This is a genomic window from Clostridium sp. AT4 (assembly GCF_001517625.2).
In the GTDB taxonomy this organism is placed as follows: domain Bacteria; phylum Bacillota; class Clostridia; order Lachnospirales; family Lachnospiraceae; genus Enterocloster.
This window is the reverse complement of sequence record NZ_LN999826.1, coordinates 23,359-42,571: the sequence shown is the minus strand read 5'-3', so window position 1 is coordinate 42,571 and position 19,213 is coordinate 23,359. Positions and strand designations below refer to the sequence as shown.

General features: G+C 46.9%; 22 protein-coding genes and 1 pseudogene. 6 read left to right on the top strand and 17 right to left on the bottom strand.

What is annotated here, in order from left to right:
- Positions 1 to 2: 2 nt before the first annotated feature.
- The 4 genes from BN3656_RS02110 to BN3656_RS16570 all read right to left on the bottom strand — a co-directional run bounded on the left by BN3656_RS02110 (position 3) and on the right by BN3656_RS16570 (position 1,770).
- Positions 3 to 521: a hypothetical protein gene (locus BN3656_RS02110; protein WP_331467892.1), complete on the bottom strand. Its 519-nt coding sequence runs from the start codon at positions 519 to 521 to the stop codon at positions 3 to 5.
- Positions 522 to 601: 80 nt separating this feature from the next.
- The gene (gene nrdG / locus BN3656_RS02105; RefSeq protein ID WP_066543615.1) at positions 602 to 1,102 is read right to left on the bottom strand and encodes an anaerobic ribonucleoside-triphosphate reductase activating protein; all 501 of its coding nucleotides are present in this window, start codon (positions 1,100 to 1,102) and stop codon (positions 602 to 604) included.
- Between the two features lie 18 nt (positions 1,103 to 1,120).
- Positions 1,121 to 1,582 (bottom strand): large conductance mechanosensitive channel protein MscL, encoded by a 462-nt coding sequence (gene mscL / locus BN3656_RS02100; protein WP_066543613.1) that lies wholly within the window; start codon positions 1,580 to 1,582, stop codon positions 1,121 to 1,123.
- Between the two features lie 26 nt (positions 1,583 to 1,608).
- Complete coding sequence (locus BN3656_RS16570) at positions 1,609 to 1,770, bottom strand: hypothetical protein (protein ID WP_167544849.1); 162 nt, start codon at positions 1,768 to 1,770, stop codon at positions 1,609 to 1,611.
- 70 nt (positions 1,771 to 1,840) lie between these two features.
- On the opposite strand from BN3656_RS16570, the gene BN3656_RS02095 reads away from it, so the two are divergent.
- The gene (locus BN3656_RS02095) at positions 1,841 to 2,134 is read left to right on the top strand and encodes a helix-turn-helix transcriptional regulator (RefSeq protein ID WP_066543611.1); all 294 of its coding nucleotides are present in this window, start codon (positions 1,841 to 1,843) and stop codon (positions 2,132 to 2,134) included.
- 189 nt (positions 2,135 to 2,323) lie between these two features.
- Positions 2,324 to 2,653, top strand: coding sequence for a helix-turn-helix transcriptional regulator (locus tag BN3656_RS02090; RefSeq protein WP_066543609.1), 330 nt, complete (start codon positions 2,324 to 2,326; stop codon positions 2,651 to 2,653).
- Between the two features lie 56 nt (positions 2,654 to 2,709).
- Here BN3656_RS02090 and nrdD read toward each other — a convergent pair whose 3' ends face one another.
- The 6 genes from nrdD to BN3656_RS02060 form a co-directional block, all read right to left on the bottom strand.
- Entirely contained in the window at positions 2,710 to 4,842 is a 2,133-nt protein-coding gene (nrdD, locus tag BN3656_RS02085; protein ID WP_066543607.1) for an anaerobic ribonucleoside-triphosphate reductase, read from the bottom strand.
- 153 nt (positions 4,843 to 4,995) lie between these two features.
- Positions 4,996 to 6,402, bottom strand: coding sequence for a sodium:alanine symporter family protein (locus BN3656_RS02080; RefSeq protein ID WP_066543605.1), 1,407 nt, complete (start codon positions 6,400 to 6,402; stop codon positions 4,996 to 4,998).
- Positions 6,403 to 6,524: 122 nt separating this feature from the next.
- Positions 6,525 to 7,145, bottom strand: coding sequence for a manganese efflux pump (locus tag BN3656_RS02075; protein WP_066543604.1), 621 nt, complete (start codon positions 7,143 to 7,145; stop codon positions 6,525 to 6,527).
- Between the two features lie 102 nt (positions 7,146 to 7,247).
- Positions 7,248 to 7,877 carry an SMC-Scp complex subunit ScpB gene (scpB, locus tag BN3656_RS02070; RefSeq protein WP_066543603.1) on the bottom strand — a complete coding sequence of 210 codons (630 nt, stop codon included), beginning with the start codon at positions 7,875 to 7,877 and terminating at the stop codon, positions 7,248 to 7,250.
- Positions 7,878 to 7,880: 3 nt separating this feature from the next.
- Positions 7,881 to 8,681: a segregation/condensation protein A gene (locus BN3656_RS02065; protein WP_066543602.1), complete on the bottom strand. Its 801-nt coding sequence runs from the start codon at positions 8,679 to 8,681 to the stop codon at positions 7,881 to 7,883.
- Between the two features lie 2 nt (positions 8,682 to 8,683).
- Positions 8,684 to 9,559, bottom strand: coding sequence for a metallophosphoesterase (locus BN3656_RS02060; protein WP_066543601.1), 876 nt, complete (start codon positions 9,557 to 9,559; stop codon positions 8,684 to 8,686).
- 149 nt (positions 9,560 to 9,708) lie between these two features.
- On the opposite strand from BN3656_RS02060, the gene BN3656_RS02055 reads away from it, so the two are divergent.
- The 3 genes and pseudogenes from BN3656_RS02055 to BN3656_RS02045 all read left to right on the top strand — a co-directional run bounded on the left by BN3656_RS02055 (position 9,709) and on the right by BN3656_RS02045 (position 10,739).
- On the top strand, positions 9,709 to 10,119 hold the full coding sequence (locus BN3656_RS02055; protein ID WP_066543600.1) for a helix-turn-helix transcriptional regulator: 411 nt from the start codon (positions 9,709 to 9,711) through the stop codon (positions 10,117 to 10,119).
- A 68-nt stretch (positions 10,120 to 10,187) separates the two neighbouring features.
- Positions 10,188 to 10,460 carry a type II toxin-antitoxin system RelB/DinJ family antitoxin gene (locus BN3656_RS02050; RefSeq protein WP_066543598.1) on the top strand — a complete coding sequence of 91 codons (273 nt, stop codon included), beginning with the start codon at positions 10,188 to 10,190 and terminating at the stop codon, positions 10,458 to 10,460.
- Positions 10,461 to 10,739: pseudogene (locus BN3656_RS02045) on the top strand (type II toxin-antitoxin system YafQ family toxin). It begins immediately after the preceding gene.
- A 102-nt stretch (positions 10,740 to 10,841) separates the two neighbouring features.
- Here BN3656_RS02045 and BN3656_RS02040 read toward each other — a convergent pair.
- The 5 genes from BN3656_RS02040 to argC all read right to left on the bottom strand — a co-directional run bounded on the left by BN3656_RS02040 (position 10,842) and on the right by argC (position 15,825).
- Entirely contained in the window at positions 10,842 to 12,080 is a 1,239-nt protein-coding gene (locus tag BN3656_RS02040; RefSeq protein WP_066543596.1) for an aspartate aminotransferase family protein, read from the bottom strand.
- The gene (gene argB / locus BN3656_RS02035; protein ID WP_066543594.1) at positions 12,073 to 12,963 is read right to left on the bottom strand and encodes an acetylglutamate kinase; all 891 of its coding nucleotides are present in this window, start codon (positions 12,961 to 12,963) and stop codon (positions 12,073 to 12,075) included. The genes BN3656_RS02040 and argB overlap by 8 nt, the downstream gene beginning before the upstream one ends.
- Positions 12,964 to 13,017: 54 nt before the next feature.
- Positions 13,018 to 14,244 (bottom strand): bifunctional glutamate N-acetyltransferase/amino-acid acetyltransferase ArgJ, encoded by a 1,227-nt coding sequence (gene argJ, locus BN3656_RS02030; RefSeq protein ID WP_066543593.1) that lies wholly within the window; start codon positions 14,242 to 14,244, stop codon positions 13,018 to 13,020.
- 13 nt (positions 14,245 to 14,257) lie between these two features.
- Positions 14,258 to 14,722, bottom strand: coding sequence for a GNAT family N-acetyltransferase (locus tag BN3656_RS02025; protein WP_066543592.1), 465 nt, complete (start codon positions 14,720 to 14,722; stop codon positions 14,258 to 14,260).
- 62 nt (positions 14,723 to 14,784) lie between these two features.
- Positions 14,785 to 15,825, bottom strand: a complete 1,041-nt coding sequence (gene argC / locus BN3656_RS02020; protein WP_066544016.1) for an N-acetyl-gamma-glutamyl-phosphate reductase — start codon at positions 15,823 to 15,825, stop codon at positions 14,785 to 14,787.
- A gap of 248 nt (positions 15,826 to 16,073) precedes the next feature.
- Between argC and BN3656_RS02015 the strand changes: the two genes are divergently transcribed.
- Positions 16,074 to 17,306, top strand: a complete 1,233-nt coding sequence (locus BN3656_RS02015; RefSeq protein WP_066543591.1) for an argininosuccinate synthase — start codon at positions 16,074 to 16,076, stop codon at positions 17,304 to 17,306.
- 413 nt (positions 17,307 to 17,719) lie between these two features.
- Here the strand turns inward: BN3656_RS02015 and BN3656_RS02010 are convergent, their stop codons facing one another.
- A complete protein-coding gene (locus BN3656_RS02010; protein WP_242962920.1) occupies positions 17,720 to 18,457 on the bottom strand; it encodes an MgtC/SapB family protein in 738 nt (245 codons plus the stop codon).
- Between the two features lie 36 nt (positions 18,458 to 18,493).
- Positions 18,494 to 19,162: a deoxyribose-phosphate aldolase gene (gene deoC / locus BN3656_RS02005; RefSeq protein ID WP_066544011.1), complete on the bottom strand. Its 669-nt coding sequence runs from the start codon at positions 19,160 to 19,162 to the stop codon at positions 18,494 to 18,496.
- Between the last annotated feature and the right edge of the window lie 51 nt (positions 19,163 to 19,213).

Genomic DNA, 19,213 nt, shown 5'->3' with positions numbered 1-19,213 from the left:
GATCAGTTCCTTCCTTTATCTGTGCTTCCAAAGCCGCCATTTCTCTGTCCGCTGCTGGCGTCATCTAAGGTGATGCCGAAAGGCAGGAAAATCCCCTGGACAACGCCTGCGCCCTTTGGCAGTTCCAGCGTTTTATCTTCATTGGAATCATTCGTTATCTTAATAAACATATGGCCTTCATTATCTGAGTAAAAATAATCGCTGTCAATAATACCTACCGTATTATTAAGCTGCAGGCGGTACTTAAATCCCAGGCTGCTTCTTGGAAATAAAGCCAGCACCCAGCCCTCATCAATTTCTGCCCGGATGCCTGTAGGGATCTTTACCGTTTCCCCCGGCTGAATGACAAATGCTTTTGGAGCAAAAAAATCGTATCCTGCAGAGCCTGAAGTAGCACGCTCTGGAAGACGGATATCCTCATAAATACTGCGTATATCCTCCTGCTTTCCAAAGGTATCCTCCCAATCTCCTTTAAATTGTTCAAAGCTTACTTTATGAAATTTTGCAATACGGCTGATCATCGTTTTTCTGTTCTCCTGTATTTTGTTCTCAATCTCTTATTTTATCCCTTTTCGCCGGTTTTCTGCCAAAGGGCTCTGCCTCATGTGTCCGGCTCCTCATACAGAACCGCTTCCCCCATAAGAAGGGATCTCTGCACATCGATCACTCTCTGATTGGAGCTTCCCTTCCAGTGAAGGCTGCCGTCCTTATATGCTTCTATGAATTCTCCATCCACCACTACATCTATATTTTTAAGCAGCGCAAATTCACAGATCTGCTCCCAGTCATAGCCTGTATACAGCCATATGGTCTTATTGGGATAACGCCCGCGGATCTCCTCTGCCAGACGGGCTATGTCCTCTCTGTTGGCCGGATGAAGGGGATCTCCTCCGCTGAAGGTCACACCTGAAATATAATCCTTCTCCAGTTCAGCAAACAGCTCCTCTTTTGCCGCCTCATCAAACGGCAGTCCGCCCCTCACATCCCAGGTCACGGGATTGTGGCAGCCGGGACAGTTATGGCTGCATCCTGCCACCCACAGCACAGTCCGCAGCCCTTCTCCGTTCAGCATATCATCCTTTGTAATATTGTGATACCGCATCTTATTTATTCTCCTGCTTTATTTTTCCTGTTCATCCAGATTAGAGGTGCAGTGAGGGCACCGCACAGCACTCAACGGGATCATGGTGCTGCAGTAGGGGCATTTTTTCTCCGTAGGAGCTTTAGGCGCTTCCGGCTGTTTTCCTATTTTTTCCAGACGACTGATGGCCTTTACTGCCAGAAATACCACCAGAGCCATTAACAGAAAATTGATGGTCTGAGTAATAAAAGAACCATAGTTAATGGTAGCCGTCACTTCTTTAGCCGCCTCCAAGGTAGGATATTTATTCCCATCCAGAGCAATAAACATATTGGAAAAATCGATTTTTCCCGTAAAAATACTCAGCACAGGCATAAAAATATCATTCACCAGCGAATTAACAATACTGGTAAACGCACTGCCGATAATCATACCAACTGCCAGATCGACCATATTGCCCTTCAGTGCAAATGCCTTAAACTCTTCAATAAACTTTTTCATATACGCCAGCCTTTCTTTTGTACTACCTACCAGTCTAACATAAACCCGCTTTTTTTTCCACCTGATTTTCCCTCATGGAAATTCATGGAAGTGCATACTTCCTTCCTCACAGTATCCCAAGCCCCCTCCTCCACAAAATTTATTTTCCCAAATTTCATTATTGGAACCTTTTTTTCGATTTTCTTCATTACAATCAGTTAGTACATAACCATTATTTTACAGGTGTGCCTTGTGTACACCATTAATTCAGGAGTTTTTATGCGAAAGATAACCACCAGTGAGCAGAAAAATATCATTGGCAGCCGGATCCGCCAGCTGCGGATGGCTCGAAAGCTGACTCAGGATGAACTGGCCGCCAGACTGCAGGTCAATGGCTACAATTTTTCCAAGCTGACCATTCTGCGGATCGAGCTCGGCAAACGTCTGGTGACTGACATTGAACTGAAAGGCCTGTGTGAATTCTTTGAAACAGACCCAAACAGCCTCCTTGGCTACCGCCCCGACTCTCCCAAAGAAGAAGCGCTTAAAGATCCTTTCATCCACAGATTCTAACTGTATATTTCTGCGCATAAGGTAATTTTTATTCATTTGTACACTATTTCGTGCATAAATCATGCACTCTATTTCAGCCTGATGTTTTTTATAACTGTGGGATACAATAATACAAAGCACGAAAATGACAGCACGACAGGAGGCAGAAGCAGATGATCCTCTAAGGATGTCTCTTCTGATAGGACTACAATGAGTTTTGAGCTGGAACGTATTGAAGAACTCTGCCGCATCAGAGGCTGGAGCCATTACCGCCTTGCAAAGGAAATGGACGTTTCCCCAAACAGCATAGGAAATCTTTTCCGCCGCACTTCCATCCCCAGTGTCCCCACCATACGCCATATCTGCGAGGCCATGGGCATTACCATTTCCCAGTTTTACAGTACGGACGGCTCCGCCGCTACAATCACAGAGCAGCAAAAGGCCTTTCTGGAACTGTTTGACCGGTTAAGTCCGGGAGATAAGAAAAAGGCAGAAGGATATATAGAAGGATTACTGGCTAAATCCCAGTCTGAGCCATAAAAGGCCGCCGGTCTGATGAACGCATCAGATACCGACGGCCTTTTTGCTCATTTCTCTTACATGCTCTTTCTCTCTGCTATTTCAGCCATCTTGGCTTCATTCAAACGGGTATCTCCCTTTACTCTCGAATAACTCAGGTAACCGTTCATACGGTCAATCTTTGTCAGGTTGCGGCTGCCGCAGACAGGACACACATCCATCTCCAGTTCCTCATGGCCGCAGTCGTCACAGTAAGCCAGCGACAGATTTACTCCCTCATAAAAGCCCATCTTCATCGCCCGGCGCACCAGAGTACGGATGGCTTCTTTATTGTAGCTGATGGGGTATTTCACATACTGGATCTTTCCTCCGTTGCTCAGTTCCCAGAAACGGTACTCCAGATCCTGCTTTTCAATCGGCGTAATGTCCTCTGTCACATGACAATGGAAGCCGTTGCTCACATACTCCCTGTCCGACACATTTTCAATGATGCCGTACTTTTCACGGAACTGCTTTACCTGAAGGCCGCAGAGATTTTCCGCCGGAGTCGCATAAATGGCATACAGATTGCCATCCTCTTCCTTAAATTCCTCAATCTTTTTATTGATATGCTCCAGAACCTCCAGCGCAAACTGTCCATCTTCTACCAGAGACTTTTTGTTATACAGCTGCTGAAGCTCATTAAAGGCTGTGATGCCAAAGGATGCTGTGGCAGTTTTAAGAAGGGGCTTGATCTTATCATGCAGGCCCAGATGACCGCCGTAAAAACCGCCTTCACAGTAGGCCAGCGGATTGGTAGATGCCTTCAGCTCGCCCAGGTAAGCGTAGGTGCGGATATGGATCTTGCGGATCAGCTCCAGATAGTAGTCCAGCACCTCGTAGAAATCCCGGCTCTCCTGTCTTGCCTTTGCAAGGATCATAGGAAGGTGAAGGCTGACTACGCCGATATTAAACCGTCCCACAAATACGGGAGAGTCCTTATCATCTGCCGGATACATTCCGCCCCGCTCATACCAGGGGGATAAAAAGGCACGGCAGCCCATAGGGGAAATGATTTTGCCATAGCGCTTATACATACTGGCGATATACCCCTTTCCCGTCAGGGACAGCCAGTCGGGATACATGGTCTTGCTGGAGCAGTCGATCCCTGCCTCAAACACATCCTCCAGCTCGCCTCCCGGCCCGTGAAGAGCCTCATCATAAAGGAATACGATCTTCGGGAAAAGCACAGGCTTTTTATGATCCTTCTTTCCCTGTCCGCCCTTGCGCACATTGAGCATGGTCATAGTCGCCATCTTGGCAAAACGGCTCGTTCCCGTGCCTGCTGTCATGGTGATAAAGGGGTAATCTCCCCGGCTGGAAGAAACGGAGTTAAACTTGTACTCCCATCCCTGAAAGCCCTGCTCCATATCCCTCTGTACATCCTTCCAGGCCACCTCTTTGGCCTTGTCCGCTGCAAGACCCAGATCCAGATATTTTTCAATGTACTTTTCATAAGATTTTTCCGCATAGGGCGCCAGGATCTCCTCCACGCTGGGAACCGTAAAACCTCCGTACTGCTGGCTGGCCGCACTTAAGACAATATCCCCGATCACATCAAAGGCCACATCCAACGTTTTCGGCTCGTTATACCAGAGATTTCCCATCTCAAAGCCCCCGGTCAGAACCGCCTTTACATCAAACAGACAGCAGTTCATGGTGTCGCGTCTGGCAGACATATCATGGATGTAAATATACCCCTCTCGGCAGGCCTGAAGCTCCTCCACGGTCATAAAAAACTTCTGATACAGGGATTTATTTAATTCATTAAAAATCAGGCTGCGCTTCGTAGATACCAGGGCGCTGTCCGTATTGCTGTTCTCCTTATCACCGATGTACATAATAGACTGGCTCTTCTTATACACATCATCCAGCATCCGGACAAAATCCTGCTTATAGTTTCTGTAATCCCGATAGCTCTTTGCCACCAGAGGATTTACCTTTTCAAGAGCGCCTTCTACAATATTGTGCATCTGGGGAATTGGGATCAGCTCCTGATCCAGCTCCTGAACCTTCTCTTCTACAAATTCGCAGATAAAATTCAGTTCTGCCTTTGAAAATGTGATCATGGCCCTCTCAGCGGACTTGCTGATGGCGGAAATCACCTTCTGAACGTTAAAATCCTCTTTTGTTCCGTCTTTTTTTACTACCTTTACTCTGGTTAGATCCATACGTCACCTCTCAATAGAACGATTACATTATATACTATATATTGTGTTTTATCTTTTTTGTCAGCACACTATGTATTGTGTCTTAATTGGTGATGCTATCTTACCATGGATACAAGGCTCCGTCAATAGGCGTATTAAAATCAGACTTCTATCTTATTTTTTCATTCGTTTCCAGTAATCTCCCGTTTCTGCTGCAACAACTCCGCTGAGGGCAAGTACCGCAATCAGATTGGGAATTGCCATCAGCGCATTAAAGATATCGGCAATCGTCCAGACCGCCTCAACCGTCATAAACGGCCCGATAAAAATAGCAAGGATATATAAGAAACGATACGTCATTACTGCACGTCTGCTTCCTCCTGACAAATACTCCAGACAGCGTTCCCCATAATAATTCCATCCTATAATAGTTGTAAATGCAAAGAAAATCAGGCACGCCATCAGAAGAAAGGAACTGGCCCAGGCGGGCAGAGGAAGCCCGTGATTAAAGGCATAAGTGGTTACTGCAACCCCCTCCAGACCTGTCTCATAGGCTCCGGTCAGCACAATTGAAAGACCTGTCATGGTACAGATTATAATCGTATCTATAAAGGTTCCCGTCATCGAAACCAGTCCCTGACGAACCGGTTCTCTGGTACGGGCTGCTGCAGCAGCAATGGGAGCGCTTCCCAATCCTGCCTCATTTGAAAAAATGCCTCTTGCGATTCCCTTCTGCATTGCAAGAAGAATGCTTCCCAAAGCGCCTCCTGCTGCCGGCCGAAGTCCAAAGGCGCTTTCCAGTATCATCTTAAATGCCATAGGAACCTTTTGTGCATTTACACATAAAATCGTGATGCATGCAGCCACATAAAAGACAGCCATAAACGGCACGATAATCTGGGAAACGGTAGCAATACGCTCCAATCCCCCCAAAACCACCAGTGCAACACAAATTGTCAAAATCAGTCCGGCGATCAGCACGGCCACCGTATACTCTCTTCCAAACAGCGCCACCGTACAGGCTTTCTGACTATCAAAAAAATCTCCTACTGCAGAAGTAATGCCATTAACCTGAGTAAAGGTTCCGATTCCCAGAAGACCGACACCGGCGCCAAAAAAAGCAAATATTTTTCCCAGCCATCTCCATTTCTTTCCCATTCCGTTTTCGATATAGTAAAAGGGACCTCCCAAAACATGACCGGTTTCTTTGTCTACACTTCGATAGCAGATTGCCAGAACACCCTCTGCATATTTGGTTGCCATTCCAAATAAAGCGGCAATCCACATCCAGAATAAAGCGCCCGGTCCACCAGCCACAATGGCGGTCGCTACACCTACAATATTTCCCGTTCCGATCGTTGCTGACATGGCAGTACAAAGAGCTCCAAAGCTGGTAACCTCTCCGCTTCCCTCTTCTTCATTCTGAACCATGTAGCGCAGAGCAGCGGGAAGTTTTCGGATCTGCATCCCCTTCAGACGTACCGTCAGATAAATCCCTGTTGCCAAAATCAGCACAATCAGCGGAACTCCCCATACAAGATCATCAATGGCCTTTAACGCAGTATTCAAAAATTGCAGCATCTTCCTGTCCTCCCTTTGCATTGTAAATACACTTTTTTCGCTTTACCAGAGTAAAGTATCATACAATCAAAGGGGTTGCAAGTTTTTTTATGTGTACATTTTTACCAAGAGCTTCCGCCCCCCTACAGCTTCCCAATCCCCACCGCTATCAAAAGCAGACCGCTGAGCCATCCCAGGTCTCTCTTCCCTTTCTCAGCGGCAAAGCGGCCGGCCATAAGCCCGGCTTCTGTGACCGCAGTTCCCACCAAAAGAGACAAAAGCACTGTAAGAGCAATTCTTCCCTCTGAAAGGGCTGCTGCAGCTCCGGCAGCCAGACTGTCTAAGGACATTGCAAGGCTTAAAATAAATGTTTCCTTCCATTCCAGACTGTGAGAGCCATCTGCATCTGCTTCCATGGGATCACTCCAGATCCGTATAAGCACATGAATACCGGAACGAGAAAAGCAGAAACTGCGTCCATTATCCCAATGCATCCGGATCCATCTTCGCAGGGAAAAGTCCGTGAGACGAAACAATCCCATAAAAATAAGGCTTCCTCCGCAGAGAGTGCGAAGATTGATCCCCGAAAGCCTCTCTGCGGCAAAAAAGCCTGCTGTCATAGCCAGTCCCAGGCAGACGCTGCAGATTCCATTTAAAAACAGCACCTTTCCAAAACCGACCCGTATTCGATTTGTCCCATAGGCAAGACCTGCCCCAAAGGTGTCGGCACACAGCGCCAGCACCAGAATAAAACTCTGAAACACAAAACCGCTCCTCTTCAAACGGGTTACCCTAGCATATTCCCATTTGTCCCCTGAGGTGACGGACTGCGGCATCAGTTTCCGGCACCTGATTCTTTTCTCCGGCTATTCCTCCATATCTTTCTGAAGCTCCTCCACGCTCAGCTGCAGCTCCTCCTCTACCTCTGCCCGGATGAGAGCCTCCTGTTCCGGATCCACATCCGGAAGCTCTCCCAGAGAATCCACACCGAACCGGCGCATAAATTCCTCTGTAGTGGCAAACAGGGCGGGACGGCCCGGTGCATCCAGACGGCCCGCCTCATAGACCAGATCATACTCCACCAGACGGTTTACCGCATGATCCGACTTTACCCCGCGGATCTTCTCAATCTCCATCTTTGTCACCGGCTGCCGGTAAGCAATAATAGACAGTGTTTCCAGAACCACATCGGACAGCACCTGCTTTTTAGGCGCTGCCGCCACGCGGATGAGGTTTTCATAATATTCAGAGCGGGTACACATCTGATAGCTGTCCTCTAACTGTTTAATCTCCATTCCCCTTGTTTCTTCCCGGTAACGCTTTGCCAGCCGCTCTACCGCCCTTTTGGCCGTTTCCTTATCCTGTCCAATGGCCGCTGCCAGCTGGCGCAGCTCCACGGCCCCGCCTATGGTAAAAAGCACTGCCTCAATAACGGCCTCCTGATCCTTTTCATTTTCCACAGGCTCAAAATTTACATTGATACTGCTGTTTTCCATTTCCTATTCCTCAAAATCACTCAGTTCTGCAAGATCCGGCTCTTCATCCATGCCCTCCGGTTCCAGAGCTTCAATATCCATATCTCCAAAGGTTTCCTCCTGGGTCAGATGGATCTTTCCAATTTTCATCAGCTCCAGCACTGCCAGAAAGGTTACTACGATCTCCAGCTTATCGGACTGGCGCTCTAAAAGCTGGCGAAAACTGAAACGCCGTTTTTTTCTCGCATAAGCCAGTACAGAACCTATCTTTGTTTCAAGACTTACCGGCTCTCTCCGGATCGTTCCAAATTTACTGCGGATAGGATCCACCTTATTTTCCTGGCGTTTCATCACCTGCTCAAAAATCCGTTTCAGCTTTGCAAGCGTCATTCCATCCAAAAGCTCATCCAGATCTACCGGCGGCTGGTATTTTGCAACCTCAGGCGGAAGGGTAGACGCCTTATAAAAATGCATCAGCGCTCCCTCCTCCCGCTCTGCCAGTTCTTCTGCCAAAAGTTTATAACGCTTGTATTCCAGCAGACGGCTCACAAGCTCTGCCCTGGGGTCTATTTCCTCCCCTTCCTCATTTACTTCCTTCGGAAGAAGCATCTTGGCCTTGATATCCAGAAGGGTTGCAGCCATGACAAGAAAGTCGCTGACTATATTTAAGTCTTCCCGTTCCATCTGGCGCACATAGGCCAGATATTGGGCCGTAATTTCCACAATGGGAATATCATAGATATCAATCTTGTTCTTTTCGATCAGATGGAGCAGAAGATCCAGAGGGCCTTCAAAATGCTCCAGTTTATAGGTAATTGTTTCCATAATTACGTTATTTTCCTCTTTAACCGGACGACTAAGAGCTGAGGTCGATTATTTAACCGGATATTGATGGAATGAGTTCCAAGGCCTCTGCTCACCGCCATATATTTCCCGCCCTTTTCATGGGTTCCGGCACATTCCGGCAGAAAAAACTGATACTGGGGCGTCATCACGCCTCCCAAAACCGGAAGCCGTATGGTGCCTCCATGAAAATGGCCGGACAGCGTCAAATCGGCTCCCCACTTCCTGTATGCCTCAAAAAAGAGCGGCGAATGGGCCAGAAGGATCTGAAAATGATCCCTGCTGGCAGGCCCCAGCTTTTTCTCTATATAAGCTTGATCCATCAATGCCAGTTTTTTGGAATATGCCTTTTTATAAAAACAGGGATCCAGTTCCAGCCCGGAAACCCGTATCTCGTCTCCGACCAGTACAGACTGATCTTCTAAAAGACAGATTCCCAGCTTCTTAAGATATGCTCTGTATTGTTCATAGCCATCTTTGTATTCTTCCTTCCGCCATCTCATGCGGCTTTCGTGATTGCCGTTTCCGCAGTATATGGGATAACGGGAAGCCAGCGCGGCCAGAAGGGGCTCCGATACTCTTGTTCTTGCCTGTCCCTTTTTCGTGACGATCAGATCGCCTCCGATTAAAATCCCATCCGGCTTTATGCGGTCAATGGCTGCTATCAGCTGTTCATTTTCCGGCCCAAATTCATTTTCATGGAGATCGGAAAGAAATACAAAGATCCAGTCTCTGGTAAGACGATCCGAAAACACCTCTGTTTCCTCCACAGACAGCGATTTTCTCTCATATTTTGAACGGGCTGCCAGAGCAGCCCCCAGGGCAGCTCCGCAGACTGCCGCTATCCTGTAATCCAGCATACAATCTCCTCATACTATACGATGCTCAGTAAATTATATCATTGTGCTGTAGGTTTGTCATTCGTTATTTTTTCAGTCCCTCTTGTATCCATATCCATCTTATGATATAATCCGTTTACTGATAATATATTATTTAGGAGGAATGGTCAATGATTCGATATGACCGTTTATGGGATACCATGACAAACCGCGGTATGACCCAGTATAAACTAATCAAATTTCATGGCTTCAGCGCCGGACAGATCGGACGCCTGAAAAAAAATATGCACGTTTCTACTCACACGCTTGAAACACTCTGCCGCCTTTTAGACTGCCGTATTGAGGATATCGTGGAATATAGGGCAGATGAACAGATACCATCTGATCCGCCAGCTTCCAGCCCTCAATCTCTCGCCCCGGACACTGTACCTCCGATCACAGATACCACTCCAGAGCTTCAGGATTCTGATTTTCTGTCCGTTGGCCGCTCCGACAAACCGGAAAAAACAAAAAAAGGCTCCAAGGCTAAAAAAGCCTCAAAAAAGAGCCTTAAAAATGCTAAAAAATCAAGGAAAAAGTGATTTTACCATTTATTTGATTGACATTGTAAACCAAATTACATATAATATACCTGAAAGGCGGTGATTATATGGCAACAGCACCTACCCAGATCAGAATTGATGCAGACATCAAAAAACAGGCCACTGATTTGTTTAATACCCTTGGACTCGATATGTCTGGTGCAGTAAATTTGTTTCTTCATCAATGTGTGCTTAGAGGCGGACTTCCATTTAATATTGAAATGCCCCATTACAATCAGCGCACACTTGATGCCATGGATGAAGCCAAACGCATCTCCCGTGATCCTGACGTCAAGGGATATAATAGTATGTATGAACTGCGAAGGACACTTGAAGAATAAATGTACACAGTAAAATTCACAACCGCTTACAAAAAAAGCTACAAACTCATGAAAAAAAGGGGACTGGATCTTGCCCTTTTGGATTATGTTGTTGACACACTTCGTCAGGGTAAACAACTGGAACCAAAATATCATGATCACGAATTAAGCGGCTAGTTAAAAGGCTTCCATGAATGTCATATTAAACCAGATTGGCTTTTAGTTTATCTTATCGAAAATGACATCCTGACCCTCACTCTGGTGGACACAGGAACACATGCGGATATTTTCAATCTTTAGCAATCAGAGGGATAAATCAATCATCTGGCATTGATGATTGATTTATCCCCCTATTTTTATACAACTCTGTCTTTTCGCTTATATACGAATCTTTTACACACCTTATAAATTTTTCAGCACCCGTTCCAGCCGCGCCGCCATTTCATCCACATCCGACTTCTGAATAATAAGCGGCGGCACAAACCGGATAATATGGCTGCCTGCACTGATCAAAACCAGCTTCTCCTCTAAAAGAGCTTTTGATACAATAGGGCCTGCAGGAACGGTAAACTCCAGCCCCTGGATCAGTCCCCGACCTCTGTGGCCGCAGATGATATCGTATTTTTGGGTAAGCTCCTCCAGTTTTTCATAAAGGTAAGCTCCTACCTCTTTGACATGGTCTGTGATCTGTCTCTTTTCAAAAATATCAAGAACTGCTCCCGCTGCCGCTGTCACCAGGGGATTTCCGCCGTAGGTGGTGCCGTGGTCTCCCGGAACCATAGCTGTGGCTGCCTTTCCGCAGGCCAGGAAGGCTCCGATAGGAACGCCGTTTCCAAGGGCCTTTGCCACGGTCATCACATCCGGCTTTACGCCGTAATGCTGCCAGGCGAACATCTCTCCGGTGCGTCCCATTCCGCACTGGATCTCATCCAGGATCAGCAGGATATCGTGCTCATCGCACAGCGCCCGGACGCCCTTTAAAAAGGCTTCCTCTGCCGGGTAAATTCCTCCCTCTCCCTGAATGGTTTCCATGATAATGGCGCAGGTCTTGTCTGTAATCTGTGATTTCACACTGTCCAGATCGTTAAAATCCGCAAAACGGATTCCCGGGATCAGCGGAGCAAAGGGCGCCTGATAGTGGGCATTTCCAGTTACGGACAAAGCGCCCAGGCTGCGGCCGTGAAAGGAATGGTTCATGGCAATGATCTCTCCTGTCATGTCGATTTCCTTTTCCTCGCAGCCGTCAAAGCCGTCCCCCATTGTTTCATGAAGCTTATTATAATGATATCTCTTTGCGATCTTTAACGCTCCTTCAACCGCCTCGGTGCCGCTGTTGGTAAAAAACACCTTGTCCATGCCGGAGACTTTTAACAGCTTCTCTCCTGCTGTAATTGAAGGTTCATTGTAAAACAGGTTGGAAATATGGGTCAATTTATCCAGCTGAGCCTTTACCGCCTGGGTGTATTCCTCATCTGCGTATCCCAGACCCATAACCGCAATTCCTGCGCCGAAGTCCAGATATTCCTGCCCCTCGCTGTCCCAGAGAGTTACTCCTTTTCCGTGGTCAAACACCACCGGGAAGCGATTGTATGTTTTATACAGAACCTGTTCAGCCCGATTGATCATTTTTTCATCAGCCATGGTAATACCTCTCATCCTCTTTTGAATTATAGATGGCAGTTCCGATACCCTTATCTGTAAAGATTTCAAGCAGCAGGCAGTGTGGAATCCGTCCATCCAGAATATGAACTCTGGAAACGCCGTTTTTAATGGCGTCAATGCAGTTTTGAAGCTTTGGAAGCATACCGCCTCCCAGGCTTCCGCTGTCTACAAAGGCCTGTGCCTCATCCACTTCCATTTCAGAAATCAGGGAATCCTTATCTTCAAAATCTTTATATACGCCTTCTACATCTGTAAGAAAGGCCAGCTTTTCCGCCTGAACCGCCCTTGCGATGGCGCAGGCTGCATCATCTGCATTGATATTGTAGCTCTGGAAGTGCTCGTCATAGCCAATGGGGCAGATAATCGGCAGGAAATCCTTTTCCAAAAGGTCATGGATAATTTCCGGATCTACGGAATCGATTTCTCCCACATAGCCGATATCCTGACCGCCGGAAAGCTTTTTATGGCATTTTAACATCATGCCGTCTTTTCCACTGATTCCCACTGCCTTGATGCCAAGCTCATTTACCAGCTGTACCAGGCTCTTATTTACTTTATTTAATACCATTTCCGCAATCTCCATGGTAGGCTCGTCGGTAACGCGCAGGCCGTTGATAAAATGGGGTTCCATGCCTACCTTTCCGACCCAGCGGCTGATCTCCTTTCCTCCGCCGTGGACAATTATGGGCTTAAAGCCTACCAGTTTTAAAAGAACTACGTCCTGAATGACCTTTTTCTTTAACTCTTCATCTACCATGGCGCTGCCGCCGTATTTTACCACTACAATTTTGCGGTTAAAACGCTGAATATATGGAAGGGCCTCAATTAAAACAGCTGCCTTCTGCATTGGTTCCAGATTCATTTCTCATTTCCTCCCTGAATTCATATTCTGTATTCCCTGTTTTCTGCCGCCATTTTATGACCGGTAGTCTGCGTTGATCTTTACATAATCAAAGGTCAGGTCACAACCCCAGGCTGCCGCCTCCTCGGTTCCCATCTTAATATCCGCAATGGCTGTAACCTCCGGCTCGGAAAGGATCTTTGTAGCCTGCTCCTCACTGTAGTCTACAGCCACGCCATCCTTTATGATCTGCATGCTGCCTGCGGCGCTCTCAAAATACAGATCCACCTGCTCCGGATCAAACTCTGCGCCGGAATAGCCCATGGCGCAGAGGATGCGGCCCCAGTTGGCGTCATGACCGAAAATCGCCGCCTTTGTAAGGCTGGAAGTGATCACGGATTTTGCCAGAATCTTTGCCTGCTCCTTTGTCTGCGCTCCCTTGATCTTTACCTCAAAAAGAGCCGTACAGCCTTCTCCGTCTCCTGCCATCTTCTTTGCAAGTGTTTCATTGATATAATTTAATGCCTCGCAGAAGGCTTTGTAATCCTCATTTTTCTCTGTGATCTCAGGATTTCCTGCAAGGCCGTTTGCCAGAAGAAGCACCGTATCATTGGTAGAAGTGTCCCCGTCTACGGAAATCATGTTGTAGGTATCCTTGATATCCTCGCTTAATGCCTCCTGCAGAAGTTCCTTGGAAATGGCTGCGTCTGTTGTGACAAAGCTTAACATGGTGCACATATTGGGGTGGATCATGCCGGATCCCTTACACATGCCGCCGATGGTAACAGGTACGCCCCCAAGAACTACTTTGACAGCCACTTCCTTATTCTTCGTATCCGTTGTCATAATAGCCTTTGAGGCCTCAGTTCCGCTCTCTAAGCTATCCCCCAATTCAGGGGCCATGGCCCGGATCCCTGCTTCAATGCGTTCCATGGGGAGCTGCATTCCGATCACTCCGGTGGAGGCCACAAGAACGCTGTCTTCCTTAATATTTAATGCTTCTGCTGCAGCCTTGGCAGTCTGAGCGCAGTAGTCCATTCCCTCTTTTCCCGTACAGGCATTGGCGATTCCTGCATTTACGATCACTGCCTGGGCTTTCGCGCCGCTTGTCACCTGGGCCTTATCCCATTTGACAGGAGCCGCCTTTACAAGATTGGTGGTAAAGGTTCCTGCGGACTCACAGGGAACCTGGCTGTAGATCATAGCCATATCGGGACGGTTCTTATATTTAATTCCTGCTGCCGTAAATGCTGCCATAAATCCCTTTGCGGCTGTAACGCCGCCCTGAATCACTTCATACATAATACATTTCCTCCTATTTTACAAACCGTGTGATATTTTCCTCATTCAATATAAATTCATAGCTGTTGATATCTTCCCGTTCCGTCCAGCCAATGCCCTGCCAGAAGGCATTTCCAATCTCATTGCTCTTAAAGGCAATGAGGCTGATCTTGCTGACACCCTCTTTCTGCAGGGCGTGAATGGCGGCTCTTACCATCCGGTAACCAATCCCGTGCTTGCGGTAATCCGGATCTACACAGACATGATAGAAGCAGCCCGTGCGCCCGTCATGGCCGCAGAGAATATTTCCCACAATCCGTCCATTCTGAACTGCCACTACGCTGGTGGTGGGATTGCGTTTCAGAAATCGCTCCACTCCCTCTTTTGAATCATCTATACTCCGGATTCCAAAGCCCCGGATCTCTGTCCACAGATGATATACCGCTTCATAATCCTCTATGGCCATTTCACGGATCAGAATCTCCATTGTTCCTGACATTGGTACTGCTCCCTCCTGTCTCTTTTGAAAAATGATGTGTCAAACGGCTTTCAGCCCCTGTATCACGGGAATAACGGCACCTGCTTTAAGCCTGTGTTTTCCGGAAGGCCAAACATCAGGTTCATATTCTGGACTGCCTGTCCGGCTGCGCCCTTTACCATATTGTCAATGGCTCCCATCATCACGACCCTCTTAGTTCTGGGATCAAGCTTGAAGTTTACGTCTGCAAAATTGCTTCCCTCAACCCATCTTGTCTGGGGAACCACTCCCGGTTCTAAGAGGCGGACAAAATATTCATTCTTATAATATTTCTCATAGGCGGCTCTGATCTCTTTTTCTGTCACATCCGCTGCAAGGGAGGCATAGGCTGTCACCAGGATCCCCCGGTTCATGGGAACCAGATGAGGGGTAAAGCTGATGGTAACGGGCTTTCCTGCCGCATAGGACAGCTGCTCCTCAATCTCAGGCGTATGGCGGTGGACGCCTACCCCGTATGCCTTGATATTTTCATTTACCTCACAGTACAGGCTGTCTACTTTCGCGCCTCTTCCTGCCCCGGAGGTGCCGGACTTGGCGTCAATGATCAGTGTATTGGGATCAATGATCCCTTCTTTCACTAAAGGATACGTGGATAAAAAGGAACAGGTAGGAAAGCAGCCCGGATTGGCAATCAGCCTTGCATCCTTAATTTTGTCCCGGTTAATCTCCGGCAGTCCGTAAACAGCTTCCTTAATATATTCCGGTGAACCATGCTCCAGCTTATACCACTGTTTATAAATTTCCACATCCTTAATACGGAAATCTGCGCTGAGGTCAATGATCTTTACTTTGGAAAGAACATCCTCATTTACCAGAGTGGAGCATAAGCCCTGGGGAGTAGCGGTAAATACCACATCCACCTGCTCTGCCAGTTCCTTCATATTGTCATCCATACACTCTGCATCCACCAGTTTAAACATATTCTGATAAACAGATGCATATTTCTGGTCAATGTAGCTTCTGGAACCGTACCATTTGATCTCCACATCTTCTCTCTGAAGCAAAAGCCTTGCCAGCTCTCCTCCCGCATATCCTGTGGATCCGATAATTCCTGCCTTAATCATCATTCATACTCTCCTTTATATAAGAAACCATTCATATTTAAACATCCCGCTAATTGAGATTTTTTGAGGGAAAATAAGCCGTTCTTTTTCCCTGAATCTCTCCCTCTGGAGTTTTGATTTCATAATTATACATCCAAGATGCATAATATGCAACATTTTTTTATTTTTTTATTTTATACTTGCATTTTCCCGAATTGTGGTGTATATTTATGAAAGATTGTTGAATATAATTTTTGGAGGATATAACGATGAAAGAAAAAGTTGTTTTAGCTTATTCCGGCGGTCTGGACACCACTGCTGTTATTCCGTGGTTAAAGGAAAATTTTGGATATGATGTAATCTGCTGCTGCATCGACTGCGGACAGGGCAAAGAGTTGGAAGGTCTGGAAGAGAGAGCAAAGCTTTCCGGCGCTTCCAAATTATATATTGAAGACCTGGTAGATGATTTCTGTGATAACTACATTATGCCCTGCGTAAAGGCAGATGCTGTTTATGAGAATAAATACCTGTTAGGTACCTCTATGGCCCGTCCTGCCATCGCAAAACGCCTGGTTGACATCGCCCGCAAGGAAGGTGCAGTTGCCATCTGCCACGGTGCTACCGGCAAGGGAAATGACCAGATCCGTTTTGAATTATCCATCAAGGCTCTGGCTCCCGACATCAAGATCATCGCTCCCTGGCGTATGACCGATGTATGGAAAATGCAGTCCCGTGAGGATGAGATTGAATACTGCAAGCAGCACGGCATCGATCTTCCCTTCGATCACAGCCACAGCTACAGCCGCGACTGCAATATCTGGCACATCAGTCATGAGGGACTGGAGCTTGAGGATCCTTCCTTAGAGCCAAACTTTGCAAATATGCTGGTACTTGGCGTTACTCCTGAGGAAGCTCCCGATCAAGGCGAATATGTAACCATGACCTTTGAAAAGGGCGTTCCCACCAGCGTAAACGGCGTACAGATGAAGGTTTCCGATGTGATCCGCAAGTTAAATGAGCTGGGCGGAAAGCATGGTATCGGTATTGTAGATATTGTAGAAAACCGTGTAGTAGGAATGAAGTCCAGAGGCGTTTATGAGACTCCCGGTGGAACCATCCTGATGGAGGCTCACAAGCAGTTAGAGGAGCTGGTTCTGGACCGCGCTACTATGGATGTAAAGAAGGATATGAGCAACCGTATGGCTCAGATCGTATATGAAGGAAAATGGTTTACTCCTCTGCGCGAGGCTGTTCAGGCATTCGTAGAGTCCACTCAGGAATATGTAACCGGCGAGGTTAAGTTCAAGCTCTACAAAGGCAACATCATCAAGGCCGGAACCACCTCTCCTTACTCCTTATACAGCGAGTCCCTGGCTTCCTTCACCACCGGCGACCTCTATGACCACCATGATGCAGACGGATTTATCACCCTGTTCGGCCTGCCATTGAAGGTTCGTGCAATGAAGATGGCTGAGATGAAGGCGGAGAAGAATAGTAACTAAATATTTTATAAAACAAAGAGAAGGGCATTGTAAAACGAAGTTCCTATGGAAGCTTTCCGTTTTGCAATGCCCCTGTTTCATTGAATTCCTCATATTAGAAAGATTTTAACAGAATGTTTGAAACAATTAAGTTACAATTAATTACAGTTACAGTTTGCGGAAACTCAAAAAGAAAATGAATCTTGACAGCCGCAATAAACGTTGTATAATGATAGCAACAGAACCCACCACGCCTCTGATTTTTCATGCGCAACCCGGCGAGACTTTCGACGGAGTGTTACGATAAGCACTCCGCCATTTTTATTTCATATTTTGTTAGGCCGCTTATCCGCTGTATCAAAAAAGGAGATGAACGCCATACATATGAAACGTTTCATCTCCTTTTTAGAAAAACAACAGCTTAAAGCCCGGCTCTACAATACCTCCAGTTCTTCAACATACCTGACCTCCTGAAAACTGGAAAAATCTGCAATGACCTGAACATGATCGGCAGGAGCATTTAAATCCACCCAGAATACAGCTCCCACCAGATCTCCCACTGTATCCTTGCTCCGATTGATCTCTACATCATAAATCTTGTAATTTTTATCCCTCATCATATGGATAAATTCTCCCAGAGCTTTCATGGACTTAAATTCTGCAAAAAAACTGATTTGCTTTGCATTTTTGCGAAGACGGGTATCCAGCTTTGACATACACGAAAATACTAAAAGCAAAAAAATTCCGCATGTGATAGCTCCGGCATAAAAACCGGCTCCCACTGCCAGCCCCAGACAGGCAGAAGCCCACAGACCGGCAGCCGTTGTAAGTCCCTTCACCTGTTTGGAAGTGATAATGATGGTTCCAGCTCCGAGAAAACCGATGCCGCTTATGACCTGGGCTCCCAGTCGGGAAGGATCTCCTGTATGAAATGTTTCAAACAGAAACTGACCGGTAAGCATCACCAATGCACTGGCCATACACACGATCATGTATGTGCGCAGACCGGCAGGACGTCTCCTTCTCCCGCGTTCAATGCCTAAAACTCCCCCCAGAAGAAGAGCCAGCCCAAGGCGCATGACCGTTGAAAACAGATTCACATCGGAAAGCATGGCGATCATATCCCTCACCATCTCAATCTTCTCCTCCTTCTCCCTTTCCCGCAGCTTCAAAACCGCTATCTCAACACAAATAATCCCCCGGATTCTTTAATATTCTTCCTGTGCTTTCGTTCCTTCCATAATAGACACACCGTTGCTCGTTCCAAGACGGCTACACCCTGATTCCACGTATCGTTTCGCATCTTCCGTAGTACGGATACCGCCGGAGGCCTTCATCTTTGCCGGTATCTTCAAGTATTTCTTAAACAGCTCAATATCTTCAAAATTTGCACCTCTGGAACCATAGCCTGTGGATGTTTTAATAAAATCCGCATGGGTACTTTCCACAATGCTGCACATGGCTTTAATCTGCTCCTCATTGAGATAGCAGGTTTCAATAATAACCTTGAGAATTTTTCCTCTCTCATGGCACAGCTGTACCAAAGCGGCTACCTCCTGTTCCACGTACGCCTCATCTCCCTGGATCAGACGTCCTACATTGATTACCATATCGATTTCATCTGCTCCATTGTCCAGAGCTTCTCTGGTCTCAAACAGCTTCGTCTTAGTAGTATGAGTACCAAAAGGGAAGCCTACTACGCTGCAGACAGCCACATCGCTTCCTGCCAGCTCCTTTGCTACCAGCGGAACATTACAGGGGTTCACGCACACCGACGCGAAATGATATTTCTTTGCTTCGTCACAGATTCTGATAATATCCGATTCCATTGCAAAAGGCTTTAAATATGTATGGTCAATATACTTGTTCAATTCCATTTTTTCCTCCATGTTTATGCATTTTCCCTTTGATGCAGGAAGCACAGGTTT